General features: G+C 71.0%; 14 protein-coding genes. 6 read left to right on the forward strand and 8 right to left on the reverse strand.

Annotated features, from left to right (window positions below; all coding sequences use genetic code 11):
- Nucleotides 1-176: 176 nt before the first annotated feature.
- A complete protein-coding gene (locus ACFZB3_RS22240) occupies nt 177-1,652 on the reverse strand; it encodes a regulator (RefSeq protein ID WP_391377516.1) in 1,476 nt (491 codons plus the stop codon).
- Between the two features lie 255 nt (nt 1,653-1,907).
- Between ACFZB3_RS22240 and lipB the strand changes: the two genes are divergently transcribed.
- From lipB to ACFZB3_RS22270, 6 genes are all read left to right on the forward strand, one after another.
- Nucleotides 1,908-2,711 (forward strand): lipoyl(octanoyl) transferase LipB, encoded by an 804-nt coding sequence (gene lipB, locus ACFZB3_RS22245; RefSeq protein ID WP_391377518.1) that lies wholly within the window; start codon nt 1,908-1,910, stop codon nt 2,709-2,711.
- A 192-nt stretch (nt 2,712-2,903) separates the two neighbouring features.
- The gene (gene lipA, locus ACFZB3_RS22250; RefSeq protein WP_362581842.1) at nt 2,904-3,869 is read left to right on the forward strand and encodes a lipoyl synthase; all 966 of its coding nucleotides are present in this window, start codon (nt 2,904-2,906) and stop codon (nt 3,867-3,869) included.
- 262 nt (nt 3,870-4,131) lie between these two features.
- Nucleotides 4,132-4,329, forward strand: coding sequence for a hypothetical protein (locus ACFZB3_RS22255; RefSeq protein WP_181806529.1), 198 nt, complete (start codon nt 4,132-4,134; stop codon nt 4,327-4,329).
- 70 nt (nt 4,330-4,399) lie between these two features.
- Entirely contained in the window at nt 4,400-5,101 is a 702-nt protein-coding gene (locus ACFZB3_RS22260) for a DUF4191 family protein (protein WP_391377521.1), read from the forward strand.
- A gap of 169 nt (nt 5,102-5,270) precedes the next feature.
- Nucleotides 5,271-6,371 carry a NosD domain-containing protein gene (locus ACFZB3_RS22265; protein ID WP_391377523.1) on the forward strand — a complete coding sequence of 367 codons (1,101 nt, stop codon included), beginning with the start codon at nt 5,271-5,273 and terminating at the stop codon, nt 6,369-6,371.
- A 111-nt stretch (nt 6,372-6,482) separates the two neighbouring features.
- Nucleotides 6,483-7,478, forward strand: a complete 996-nt coding sequence (locus ACFZB3_RS22270) for a methyltransferase (RefSeq protein ID WP_391377857.1) — start codon at nt 6,483-6,485, stop codon at nt 7,476-7,478.
- A gap of 81 nt (nt 7,479-7,559) precedes the next feature.
- On the opposite strand, the gene ACFZB3_RS22275 is transcribed toward ACFZB3_RS22270, so the two are convergent.
- From ACFZB3_RS22275 to ACFZB3_RS22305, 7 genes are read right to left on the reverse strand one after another with little or no spacing between them, the layout of a single operon-like run.
- The gene (locus tag ACFZB3_RS22275) at nt 7,560-7,892 is read right to left on the reverse strand and encodes a TcmI family type II polyketide cyclase (protein ID WP_217552701.1); all 333 of its coding nucleotides are present in this window, start codon (nt 7,890-7,892) and stop codon (nt 7,560-7,562) included.
- 34 nt (nt 7,893-7,926) lie between these two features.
- Nucleotides 7,927-8,406, reverse strand: a complete 480-nt coding sequence (locus ACFZB3_RS22280; RefSeq protein WP_391377525.1) for an SRPBCC family protein — start codon at nt 8,404-8,406, stop codon at nt 7,927-7,929.
- A gap of 1 nt (nt 8,407) precedes the next feature.
- The gene (locus ACFZB3_RS22285) at nt 8,408-8,659 is read right to left on the reverse strand and encodes an acyl carrier protein (RefSeq protein WP_089101200.1); all 252 of its coding nucleotides are present in this window, start codon (nt 8,657-8,659) and stop codon (nt 8,408-8,410) included.
- Nucleotides 8,660-8,708: 49 nt separating this feature from the next.
- Entirely contained in the window at nt 8,709-9,953 is a 1,245-nt protein-coding gene (locus ACFZB3_RS22290) for a beta-ketoacyl synthase N-terminal-like domain-containing protein (RefSeq protein ID WP_391377528.1), read from the reverse strand.
- Nucleotides 9,950-11,218, reverse strand: a complete 1,269-nt coding sequence (locus tag ACFZB3_RS22295; RefSeq protein ID WP_391377530.1) for a beta-ketoacyl-ACP synthase II — start codon at nt 11,216-11,218, stop codon at nt 9,950-9,952. The genes ACFZB3_RS22290 and ACFZB3_RS22295 overlap by 4 nt, the downstream gene beginning before the upstream one ends.
- Nucleotides 11,215-11,628: a cupin domain-containing protein gene (locus ACFZB3_RS22300; RefSeq protein WP_391377532.1), complete on the reverse strand. Its 414-nt coding sequence runs from the start codon at nt 11,626-11,628 to the stop codon at nt 11,215-11,217. Before ACFZB3_RS22300 ends, ACFZB3_RS22295 begins: the two co-directional genes overlap by 4 nt.
- Before the next feature lie 46 nt (nt 11,629-11,674).
- The gene (locus ACFZB3_RS22305; RefSeq protein WP_391377534.1) at nt 11,675-12,745 is read right to left on the reverse strand and encodes a SchA/CurD-like domain-containing protein; all 1,071 of its coding nucleotides are present in this window, start codon (nt 12,743-12,745) and stop codon (nt 11,675-11,677) included.

Raw genomic sequence — 12,745 nt, forward strand, 5'->3', positions numbered from 1 at the left:
GACCAGCCGCGACGACGCCGCACCCGGGAGAGCACCGGCACCGGCAACGGCGCGTGGCAGCGGCCGGCCCGACACTGCCGGACGGCGCCGTCGCGGCTGATCACCGTTGCGGCGGGGCGAAGGTGGGCGACGGAGACATCTGAGGCCGCAGCCCCGCGCAGCGGACCCGTGGGATGTCAGTTCATTGCGGCGACCTTCTCCCGGTAGCCCTTCACCGGTGCCGCGTCCTTGTAGGGCTCCAGGCGGCGTTCGAAGTCCTTGACGTACTCGATCGCGCGGACCGAGCGCATCTCCGCCGCCGCGCCCGCCGCCTCCACGCCGAGCGCGCACGCCTGGTCGAGTTCGCCGAGGCCCAGGCGGGCCGTGGCGAGGACGACGCGGCAGAAGAGGCGGCTGCGGGCGTAGGAGGGCGCACGGAGTTGCAGCGAGCGCTCGGCGTGCTGCGCGGACGCCCGGAACTGCTGGAGGTCCCGGTGGCAGTGGCCGAACTCGTCGGCCAGCTGCGCCTCGTCGAAGAAGCGGGCCCAGTAGGGGACTTCGTCGCCGGGGCGGGCCGCCTCCAGGGCGCGTTCCGCGCGGACGAGCGCGCCCGTGCAGGCGCGTACCTCGCCGAGCACCCCGTGGGCGCGCGCCTCGGCCGCGTGCAGCAGGGCCTGGACGACCGGTGGGGCGCTCGTGCCGACCCCCTGCTGGGCGACGCGCGCGAGCTGCACCGCCTCCCGGCCGTGGCCGAGGTAGACCGCCTGGCGGCTCATGGTGACGAGGACGTAGGAGCCGTAGGACCGGTCCCCCGCCGCCTGGGCGAGCCGCAGTGACTGGACGAAGTAGCGCTGGGCGAGGCCGTGCGCGGCGATGTCGTACGAGGTCCAGCCCGCGAGCCGGGTCAGGTCGGCCGCCGCGCCGAACAGCCGGCGGCCGGTCTGCTCACCGTACGTACCGCGCAGCATCGGCTCGCACTCGTGCTCCAGGTAGCGGACGAGGGCCTGCCGGGCGTGGCCCCCGCCGTACTGGTCGTCGAGGGAGCGGAACAGCTCGCCGACCGAGCGGAGCGCGGCGATGTCGCCGCCGGTCACCCGCTGGCCGGGCCCGCGCTCGGCCTGCCCGCGCGGACGCACCGGGGCGAGCGGCACCGACTTGGGCGGGGCGGGCCGGGTCTGCGCCGGCACCCGGGCCGTGGCCGCCGGTGCCGCCGGCTCGCCGCGGGCCACCTTGTCGTCGGCGCGGCCGATCAGCCAGTCCCGGCTGGGCACGACCAGCCCGGCCGGGGTGAAGGCGATCTTGCGGAGTTCGGCGTGGCTGCCGGAGTCCTTGCGCCACAGCCCGCTGACGATGTCGACGGCCTCCTCGGGGGTGGCGGCGAACTCCAGCCCGGCGTAGACCGGGGCGCAGGCGTCGAGCCCCAGGTCCTGCGCGGTGAGCCGGCGGCCGAGGCGCCGGGTGAAGACCTCGGCGATCAGGGCGGGGGTGGTGCCCCGGGGCTGCTGGCCGCGCAGCCACCGGGTGACCGATGTCTTGTCGTATCTGAGATCCAGCCCGTGTTCGAGTCCGAGTTGGTCGACGCGCCGGGCCAGACCCGCGTTGGAGAACCCTGCTTCTGCGATGAGCGCGGCGAGCTGGCGGTTGGGGGTGCGCTGCGCGGGTCGGTCCGTCATCTGGGGTGCGGTCTCCTGCCTTCTGGCTCAGCTCGGTCGCTTGTGCCCGGATTGCCGGTGAGCAGCCCTTTTGGCGCTCGTGGACGGCGCGAATGTAGCGGAGAGTGAGCAGTCGATCGCACATCTCGCCGTTCATTCATCCGATCGTGTGAGGATTGGCCCCGGGGCTGACGCGCGACGGGCGGACGTACAGTTGCTTGGGCGCGTTACGTGCCTGACGCACTTATCGCCTTATCGCCGAGGGAGGCGCTTGCCGTGAGTGAGTTGCGGTTCGTCCGCATGGGGTTCGGCGCGGACGCCGTCGAGTACCAGGAGGCATGGGACGAGCAGCGCCGGGTGCACGCGGCGCGGTTCACCGACGAGGTGCCCGACACGGTCCTGCTGCTCGAACACCCCCCGGTCTACACGGCGGGCCGCCGCACCGCGGACAACGAGCGACCGCTCGACGGCACCCCGGTCGTCGACGTGGACCGCGGCGGCAAGATCACCTGGCACGGCCCGGGCCAGCTGGTGGGCTACCCGATCCAGAAGCTCCCGCGCCCGGTGGACGTGGTCGCGCACGTCCGGCGCCTGGAGGAGGCCCTGATCCGCGTCTGCGCCGAGTTCGGTCTGGAGACCACCCGGGTCGAGGGGCGCAGCGGGGTGTGGGTGCTCGGCGACCCCGTCGAGCAGCGGCCGCAGGCCCTCGGAGGCCTCTCCCTGGACTTCGACCCGCGGCTGACGGACGAGGAGTTCGACCCCCGCCTCAACGGCCCGGAGTACGCCCCTTCCAACGCCGGCCAGCGCCGCGAGGACCGCAAGATCGCCGCGATCGGCATCCGGGTGGCCAAGGGCGTGACCATGCACGGTTTCGCCCTCAACGTGAACCCGGACAACAAGTGGTTCGACAAGATCATCCCGTGCGGCATCCGCGACGCCGGCGTCGCCTCCCTCGCGGGAGAGCTCGGCCGGGACGTGACGATCGAGGAGGTGCTGCCGGTGGTGGAGCGGCACCTGAAGGCCGTCCTGGAGAACGCGGATCTGAAGCCGAGGGTGATCGAGAAGGCGCCGGCGGCATAAATCAGCCTGTCCGGCACTTGAGGACGAAGGGCAACCACAAACAGCCCGTCCGGCGTTTGATGACGAGGCCGTAGGCCGACAGCGGGGGTCTGGGGGCGGCAGCCCCCGGAGAGGCCAGCACCCACACCGGGCATTCAAATCAACGGGCGTACCCTGAAGGTCGCCGAAGAATCAATCGCTAGGGAGCCGGTCGTGTCCGCAGTCTCACCCGACGGACGCAAGATGCTGCGCCTGGAGGTCCGCAACGCCGAGACCCCCATCGAGCGCAAGCCCGAGTGGATCAAGACCCGGGCGAAAATGGGCCCCGAGTACACGAAGATGCAGAACCTCGTGAAGAGCGAGGGCCTGCACACGGTCTGCCAGGAAGCCGGCTGCCCGAACATCTACGAGTGCTGGGAGGACCGCGAGGCGACCTTCCTCATCGGTGGCGACCAGTGCACCCGGCGCTGCGACTTCTGCCAGATCGACACCGGCAAGCCCGAGGCGCTGGACCGCGACGAGCCGCGCCGCGTGGGCGAGTCCGTGGTCACCATGGACCTGAACTACGCGACCATCACCGGCGTCGCCCGCGACGACCTGGCGGACGGCGGCGCCTGGCTGTACGCGGAGACGGTCCGCCAGATCCACGCGCAGACGGCGGAGCGCGAGGCCGGCCGCACCAAGGTCGAGCTCCTCGCCCCCGACTTCAACGCGGTCCCCGAGCAGCTCGCCGAGGTCTTCTCGTCCCGCCCCGAGGTCTTCGCGCACAACGTCGAGACGGTGCCCCGGATCTTCAAGCGGATCCGTCCCGGCTTCCGCTACGAGCGCTCGCTGAAGGTCATCACCGCGGCCCGCGACTTCGGCCTGGTCACCAAGTCCAACCTCATCCTCGGCATGGGCGAGACCCGCGAGGAGGTCTCCGAAGCGCTGCGCCAGCTGCACGAGGCCGGCTGCGAACTGGTCACCATCACGCAGTACCTGCGCCCGAGCGTGCGCCACCACCCCGTGGAGCGCTGGGTCAAGCCGCAGGAGTTCGTGGAGCTGAAGGAGGAGGCCGAGCAGATCGGCTTCTCCGGTGTCATGTCCGGCCCGCTCGTGCGGTCCTCGTACCGCGCCGGCCGCCTGTACCAGATGGCCGTCGAGAAGCGGGGCGCGTTCGTCGCCGCGCAGGCGGTCTGACAGGAGGTCCGACGGCGGTCCGGACCGGCCCCGCCGCCGAGCGTGTGAATTCACGCACAAACTATTACTGGCCAGTAGTGACCGAATGGACGCGGTCCTGACCGTCCTCGCTGATGAGGGCGTACGTCAGGGCCGCGTCAGCGTTCCGGGCCCGCGTATCAAGGTTTCATTGGCGTTTGACCGGTCGGTCACGCCCTGGTAACACCGAACAGTGACCCTGGTATCACAGCATGTACACCCACTTCGAGGGGGGACCTCCACCATGCAGGCCGCGCCAGTCCGCGCCACCGCGATCCCGTCCTTCACCGACGCGCTGCGCGCCGTCGAGTCGCTGCTCATGAGCGGCGGCCAGCGCACCGCACGCCAGAACGCCTGGACCTCCGTACTGGAGGACCGCCGTCGCGCCAAGGACCGGGTCGAGGCCCAGCGCTTCCTGGAGCAGGCCGCCGGCCGCTCCTGACGCCCCCTTCCAAGGCCCTTCCCGGGCACTGCCGTCGTCGGCACTCCCGGGGCCACGTAGACTTCGGGGCATGGCGAGGAAGGAACCCGCAGCGGACGCTGCGAATGCGGGACGACTGAAGCAGATCGTCCTGACGTACAAGATGACGCGCAAGGCCGACAAGGTGATCGGCCTGGTGCTTGCCGGTGTCGGTCTCGGCACCCTTGCCGTCTTCCTCGTGATCGGCTTCCTGATCGGCCACCCGGTCTATCTGGGCATCCTGGGACTGCTGCTCGCCTTCCTCGCGACGGCGATCGTCTTCGGCCGACGGGCCGAGCGGGCGGCCTTCGGCCAGATGGAGGGTCAGCCGGGCGCGGCGGCCGCCGTTCTGGACAACATCGGGCGGGGCTGGACGACGACGCCGGCGGTGGCGATGAACCGCAGCCAGGACGTGGTGCACCGGGCGGTCGGCAAGGCCGGCATCGTCCTGGTCGCCGAGGGCAACCCGAACCGGGTGAAGACCCTGCTGGCCGCCGAGAAGAAGAAGATGGCCCGGATCGTGGCCGACGTGCCGGTGCACGACGTGATCGTGGGCACGGGCGAGGGCCAGGTCGAGCTGAAGAAGCTGCGGACCACGATGCTGAAGTTCCCTCGCGTGCTGACGGGGCCCCAGGTGACGACCACCAACGACCGGCTGCGGGCAATGGGGGACCTGATGTCCAACATGCCGTTGCCGAAGGGGCCGATGCCCAAGGGGATGCGGATGCCGAAGGGCGGACCTCGGGGGCGGTAAAGCCCGGTGGGCACGCCTACGAACTCGGGCGCGGTGGTTGCGTTGGCGACCGCCGCGCCTTCGTGGTTTCTCGCGCGGTTCCCCGCGCTCTAAGCGGGCCCGCTGGTGACACGCCGCCGAACGGAGCATCCAGCCGTTAATCGGGTCATCTGCTCCTAACCTGCCAGATGTGACAAAACGCCATATCACATACCTCGCGTGCAGCGCCGCCCTGTGCGGCTCCCTCCTCGGCGCCGCCCCGGCGACCTCCTCGCACGGCGTTCTGACCGTGCACCCGGGTGAGTCCATCCAGAAGGCGGTCGACGCCGCCGAGCCCGGTGACACGGTCGTGGTGCTGGCCGGCACCTACCACGAGAGCGTCAAGGTGACCACGCCCGGCCTCACCCTGCGTGGCGTGGGTCCGGACACCGTGCTGGAGCCGGTCAAGAAGTCCAAGAAGGCCATGAAGGCCATGACCGGCGCGAAGAAGACCGCCGTGAAGTCGTGCGCCGAGATGGGCAACGGCATCTGCGTGGTCGGCGCCAAGAAGCAGCCCGTCGAGGACGTGACCATCGCCCACCTGACCGTGACCGGGTTCTCCCGGACCGGTGTCATGGCCGTGGGCGCGGCCAACCTGCACGTGCACGGCGTGGCCGCCGTGAAGAACGGGCAGTGGGGCCTCGCCGAGGAGCGCTCGGTCCACAGCATGTACCAGAACAACGTCGCCCGGAACAACGGCGACGCGGGCATCTTCCTCGCCAACTCCGTGACCGCGGAGAAGGGCGCCGTCGACACGTTCGGCACGGTCGTCGAGCACAACCTCCTGGAGAACAACCGGATCGGCGTCACCGTCCGCCGGCTGCGCAACCTCACGGTCTCGGACAACTCGGTCACCGGGAACTGCGCGGGCGTGTTCGTCGTCGGCGACGAGAACAAGCCGAAGGCCGGTCACCTGACGGTCGCCGACAACCAGGTCGTGAAGAACAACAAGTACTGCAAGAAGACAGCCCGGCTGGCCTTCCTGCAGGGCTCCGGCATCGTGCTGACCGGCGCCGAGGACACCCTGGTGACCGGGAACACCGTCACCGGCAACTCCGGCAAGTCGCCGCTGTCGGGCGGTGTCGTGGTCTTCAAGAGCTTCGTGGGTGTCACCAGCGACAAGAACCAGATCACCCGCAACAAGCTGTCGGGCAACGCCCCCGCCGACCTGGTCAACCAGGAGGCCGTCAAGCACAACAACGCCTTCAAGGACAACACCTGCAAGAAGTCCAAGCCCGCGGGTCTGTGCTGACCTGACAGCCCTGCGACACCCCACACGGAAGGAAGGCGGCACATGACCGCACCAGCACGCGACCTCACGACGCCGGCCAAGGGGCCGGAGGAGGACGCTCCGCCGCCGTCGATGCGGCTGCGCGAGCTCGTGTTCGGGGCGGCCTGTGCCGCCGCCGTCCGCGCGGCCGCCCGGCTGCGCGTCGCCGACGCGCTCGGGGACGCCCCCATGACGGTGGAGTCCCTGGCGTCGGCGGTGCAGACCGACCCGAAGCCGCTGCGCCGGCTGCTGCGCGCCCTGTCCTGCTACGGCGTCTTCGCCGAGCGGCCGGACGGGACGTTCGCCCACACCGACACCTCCCGGCTGCTGCGCGAGGACGACCCGCACAGCCTGCGCTACATCGCCATGTGGTGCACCGAGCCGTGGACCTGGGACGCCTGGCCGAAGCTCGACGAGGCCGTGCGCACCGGCCGCAACGTCGTCGAGGACCTCTACGGCAAGGAGTTCTTCGTCTACCTGAACGAGGACGCGCCGGAGTCCGCGGACGTCTTCAACCGGGCCATGACCACCTCCAGCGAGCAGTCGGCCCGCGAGGTCGCGGCCCTGCTCGACCTGTCCGGCAGCCGCTCGGTCGCCGACCTCGGCGGCGGGCAGGGGCACGTGGTGGCCAGCCTGCTGGACAAGTACCCGGCGATGAAGGGCTACCTGCTGGACCTGCCCAAGGTGGTGGAGAAGGCCCTGCCGCGGCTGCGCGAGGGCGGCGACCTCGCGGACCGGGCGCGGATCGTGCCCGGCGACATCCGGGAGGCCGTGCCGGTCGACGCGGACGTCTACATCATCAAGAACATCCTGGAGTGGGACGACGAGTCCACCGCGCGGCTGCTCGCCAACGTGGTCGCGGCGGGCGGGCCCGGGGCCCGGGTGGTGATCATCGAGAACCTGGTCGACGACACCCCGTCGATGCGGTTCAGCACCGCGATGGACCTGCTGCTCCTGCTGAACGTCGGCGGGGCCAAGCACACCACCGACAGCATGGTGCGGCGGCTGGGCGACGCGGGCCTGAGCGTCAACGACATCCGGCCGGTCAACCCGTACCTGCACGCCTTCGACTGCATGGTGCCCGCCTGACGCGGCCGCCCCGGCACGCGCCGGTGCCGGGCCCGCGTCGTGCGCGGGTCCGGCACCGTTGGCGTGCGGCGGTAGGCGGGGTCACGCGCCGCCGTCGCGCTCCCAGAGGTAGAAGCGCTGGGCCATCGCGTCCTTCGGGGAACGCCAGGTCTCCGGGTCGTACGCGCTGACGTACGCCGTGAGACGGTCGCTGACGTCCCTGAACTCGGGGTGCGAGGTGACCTTGGCGATGGCCGGTCCCGGCTCGCGCTCGGACTCGATGAGGTGCATGTACACATCGCCGAACTGGAAGAGGCTGCGCCGGGTGACCCCGACGAGGTGCGGCAGTTCTCCCCGGTCGGAGTCCGCGAACACCTTCGCGATGTCGGGGGCGGAGCCCGGTGCCATACGGGCGACGATCAGGGCCTGGTGCACGTGTCTCTCCGTTCCTGTGTTCCTGCGGGCCGGCTCAGTCGGCGAGGGCCGGGTCGGGACGCCGGCCGGTGGCCGCCTTCTCGATCCTGTCGCGGATCAGGGCCATCTGGATCTTGGAGTTCTTGTTGATGTTGTCGGTCATCCAGTCGTCGTCGACGGGGGCTTCCGGCTTCATCGCGAAGTCCTGGGTCCAGACCATCCGGGTACCGGCGGGCACCTCCTCGTACTGCCAGAGGATGTCCATGTGCGCGAACGGGCCGGTCTCGACCCGGCGGGCCTTGACCCGGAGGCTGCGGCGGTCCGCCGTGCGCTCGGAGACCCAGCTCCACACCTTGCCGTTCTCGTCGGGGTGCATGGTCAGCCGGAAGGTGACCTTGCCGCCCTCGTCGGAGAGGATCTCGGCGCTGGCGTACTCGCTGAACAGCTGCGGCCAGTTGGCCACGTCGTTGGTCATGTCCCAGACCAGGTCGACGGGTGCGGCGATGGTGATCTCGTTCTGGGTGTGTCCGGTCATCTCAGGCTCCCGCGGGCATGGCGCTGTTGACGAGGTCGAGGAACTGGCGGGGCGTCTTGCACCGCTCGGCGTCCACCGGCATGGGCACACCGTGCCGGTTCTCCAGCTCGCCGACGATGCCGAGCAGGCCGAGCGAGTCGACGCCGAGGACGTCGAAACCGCTGTCGGCCCGGTCCTGCAGGTCGGCCGGGGAGACGGTGACGCCGGCGGCCTTCTTCATGAGTTCGGACAGTTCGTCCACGGTGATGCTCATAGCAACTCCTTCTTCTTAGCTGCTCTGCTGGGCAGCTGGTGTGTTCGACTCACTCGGCCGCGCCGTGGCGCAGCACGAGCGCCGAGTTCGACCCCATGAGGCCCCGGCTGAGCACCAGTGCCGTGCGTGGCTGCGCGGCACGGGCGCTGCCGGTCACGAGGTCGAGGTCGTGGCAGATGTCGTGGACACCCGGGGTCGGCGGGATCAGCCCGTGTTCCATGGCGAGCACCGCGGCTGCAGTGTCCAGGACCGGGGCCGCGCAGTAGCCGCGGCCGATCCCGGTCTTGGGCGCGGTGACCGGCACCCGCCTGCCGTGCGCGCCGAGGACGTCGGTGATGGCCAGCGCCTCCGCCCGGTCGGCTTCCGGGACGCCGAGGGCATCGGCGAACACCACGTCGATCTCCTCGGGGGCGCAGCCGGCCTCGGCCAGCGCCCCGCGGATCGCCTGGGCGAGCCCGGCGCGGGACTCGGCCCAGCGGGAGGCCCCGGTGAAGGTCGACGCGTGGCCGTCGAGGGTGGCCCGGACCGGCAGCCCGCGCCGGCGGGCCGAGCCGGTGTCCTCCACGACGAGCATGGCGCCGCCCTCGGCCGGCACGAACCCGCAGGCCTGTTCGGTGAACGGGCGGTAGGCGCGGGCCGGGTCGGTCTCCCGGCTGAGTTCCTCGTAGCCGAGCTGGCAGACCACCGAGTACGGAGCTATGGGCGCCTCGGTGGAGCCGGCCACGATGACGTCCGTGCCGCGGCGGACCGCGCGGGCCGCGTGGGCGAGGGCGTCCAGACCGCCGGCCTCGTCGGCGGCGACCACCGAGCAGGGGCCCTTGAAGCCGCGCCGGATGGAGATCTGGCCGGTGCTGGCCGCGTAGAACCAGGCGATGGACTGGTACGGCCCGACGAACCGGCTGCCCTTGCCCCAGAGCTGCTGGAGCTCGCGCTGGCCGAACTCGCCGCCGCCGGAGCCGGCCGCGGTGACCACGCCGATGTCGAACGGCGATGCGTCGGTGTCGGCGCGGCCGAGCCGGGCGTCTTCGAGCGCCAGGTCGGCCGCGGCCATCGCGAAGTGGGTGAAGCGGTCGGTCTGGACGATGAGGCGTTCCTCGACGGCGGCCGCCGGGTCGAAGTCGCGGACTTCGCCGGCCACCTTCATGGGCAGGTGCTCGCAGCCGTCGCGGGTCACCTTGTCGAGGACGTTGCGTCCCTCCTGGACGGACTTCCAGAAGGTCTCGGTGCTGGTTCCGTTGGGCGCTACGACACCGATGCCGGTGACGGCCGCCCGTCGAGACCGGGGTTCGCTCATCGTGTCCGTCCTCTCTGCCGGGTCAGGATCACCGCGGACTGGAAGCCGCCGAACCCGCTGCCGACGGACAGGACGCCGCCGAGGCGCCGTTCGCGGGCGACCTTCGGCACGTAGTCGAGGTCGCACTCGGGGTCGGGGGTCTCGTAGTTCGCGGTGGGCGGGACGACCTGGTGGGCCAGGGCGAGCACGCAGGCGACGACCTCGATCGCGCCGATGGCGCCGAGCGAGTGGCCCACCATGGACTTGATGGAGCTCATGGGCGTGCTGTACGCGTGCTGTCCGAGCGCCTTCTTGACGGCAGCGGTCTCGTGGCGGTCGTTCTGCCGGGTGCCGGAGCCGTGCGCGTTGACGTAGTCGATGGCGGTGGGGTCGAGGCGGGCGTGGTCGAGGGCGGTCTCGATGGCGCGGGCCATCTCCAGCCCTTCGCTGGTGAGACCGGTCATGTGGTAGGCGTTGCCGAAGGTGGCGTAGCCGTCGAGCTGGCAGTAGATGTGCGCGCCGCGGGCCTTGGCGTGCTCCAGCTCCTCCAGGACGAGTACCGCGCCGCCCTCGCCCATGACGAACCCGTCGCGGCGGTTGTCGAAGGGCCGGGAGGCGTGCTCGGGGTCGTCGTTGTTCGGGGAGGTGGCCTTGATCGCGTCGAAGCAGGCCATGGTGATCGGGGAGATCGGGGAGTCCGAGGCACCGGCGATGCAGACGTCGGCGCGGCCCTCCTGGACGGTGTGGAAGGCGTAGCCGACGGCGTCCAGGCCGGAGGTGCATCCGGTGGAGACGGTCTGCACCGGACCCTGGGCGCCGAAACGTTCCGCCACCGCGGAGGCGAGCGTGCTCGGGGAGAACGCCCGGTGCAGCTGGGGCTGCGCCTGCCGGTGGTCCACGTCCCACCGCTGGCCCGCGCCGCTCACCAGGACGTAGTCGTGCTCGAGACGGGTGGTGCCACCGACCGCCGTGCCCAGGGAGACCCCGATCCGCCAGGGGTCCTCCCGGCCGAGGTCGAGCCCGGAGTCCCGGACCGCCTCGTCGCCGGCGACCAGAGCGAACTGTATGTAACGGTCCGCCCGCTCGATCTCCTCGGCGTCCAGGCCGTGCGCCGCCGGATCGAAGTCGCACTCGGCGGCGATCCGCGACCTGAGGCCCGAGGGGTCGAAGAAGGTGATGCCGCGCGTCGCGGTCCGGCCCGAGGCGAGCAGATCCCAGAACGCCGGTACGCCCACACCCCCCGGAGCCACGATGCCTATGCCCGTAACCGCCACGCGCCGGGTCACGACCGGACCTGCCCCACGGCGACGGCTTCCGTCTCCTCGGTGTCGACGTGGCCCAGCGCCGGGCGCGGGGCCAGCGGGCCGAGGTGGAAGACGATCCGGGCCTCGACGTCGCCCACGTTGCGGAAGCGGTGCTTCATGCTGATGGGGATCATCAGCCCCTGTTCGGGCCGCAGCGAGTGCGGTTCGCCGTCCAGGTCGACCTCCATCTCGCCGCAGACGACGTACACGAACTCCTCGGAGTACGGGTGGTAGTGCTCGGCGATGCGGTCGCCCGGCTGCACGATGGCCACACCCATGAAACCGCTGGTGGAACCCACCGTGGCCGGGGTGAGCATGGCGCGCAGATCACCGCCGCGCCGGGTGTTGGGCTCGACCTCGCTGAGGTCCACGATCTTCGGAATGGGCTGCATGTCTGCGTTCCTCCGTGGGGGTGATGCGACGTTGAGGGGTCAGGCGTCAGGCGTCCGGGGAGCGGCGGTCGGTGAGGAGCTGCATCCGCACCGCGTCGCCGTCCAGCAGGGCGGTGAGCGCGTGGGCCGGGGTGACGTCCACGGGCGTGCCGGGCCGCTGCTCGACCAGGCGGACGACGACGTCGTCACGCTGGAAGACCGTGCTGTGCAGCACCGGGCCCGCCGGGTCCTCGGCCGCGGCCTCGTCCTGCTGCGCGAGCAGTTCCGCGAGCCGCATCCCGCAGCCCGGGCGGGCCGGGTAGTAGAGGGCGTGCCGCTCGCCCTCGGCCAGTTCCTCGGCGCTGACGTGGTGGACGGCCGGCAGCGCCGCCCGGGTGAAGAACACCCGTGCGGACTCCTGGTCGTTGAGGTCGCGCTCCTGCTCCAGGTAGGGGTTGATGGCCTCCTCCACGGCCCGCACCTCGGGCTGCCGGGCGACATGGCGCAGGGCGGCCATCAGGTCGCCGCGCACCTCGATGGCCCGCACGACCCGGTTGCCGTGCATGAAGAGGGAGGTGCGGCAGAGCCGGGTGGAGTCGTCGACCTTCGCCTCGGGCGAGGCGTAGTCCGCGAGGATCTTCGCGACCTTGGCCTCGCTGCCCGGCCGGACCGTGAAGGTGAGCGCGTGGCGGATCACGCCGTCGCCCATCCGCGGGCTGGCCTGCAGGACGCGTACGGCGTCCGCCGACGGGCCGCCGGTCTCCCGTACGACGTGGAAGCGGAGCGAGCGGGTGTCGCGCACGCAGTTGTGCAGCGGCTTCACCATCTCCACGTGCTCCTCGCTGTTCACCCAGGCGAGGAACGGCGGGGCGCTCTCCCACTCGCTGGTGATCAGCCACTGCGAGGGGTTCTCGATCGACTGGCAGAGCTGGTCGCTGACGTGCCCGGGCACCTGGGCGACCTGGCTGCACAGCTGCTCGTAGGCCTCCAGGAACTGCTGCTGCGCGCCGTCGTAGACGTCCACCAGCAGGACGACCCGGAGCCGGGAGCCGTCGAAGACGGACTGGGAGACCCGTGTCGAGACCGGGCGGGTCGTTCGGGTCGGCTTTGCCGAAACCTTTTCCGAGATCGTCGTCAT

It is taken from the genome of Streptomyces sp. NPDC008092, from assembly GCF_042957285.1.
In the GTDB taxonomy this organism is placed as follows: Bacteria; Actinomycetota; Actinomycetes; order Streptomycetales; family Streptomycetaceae; genus Streptomyces.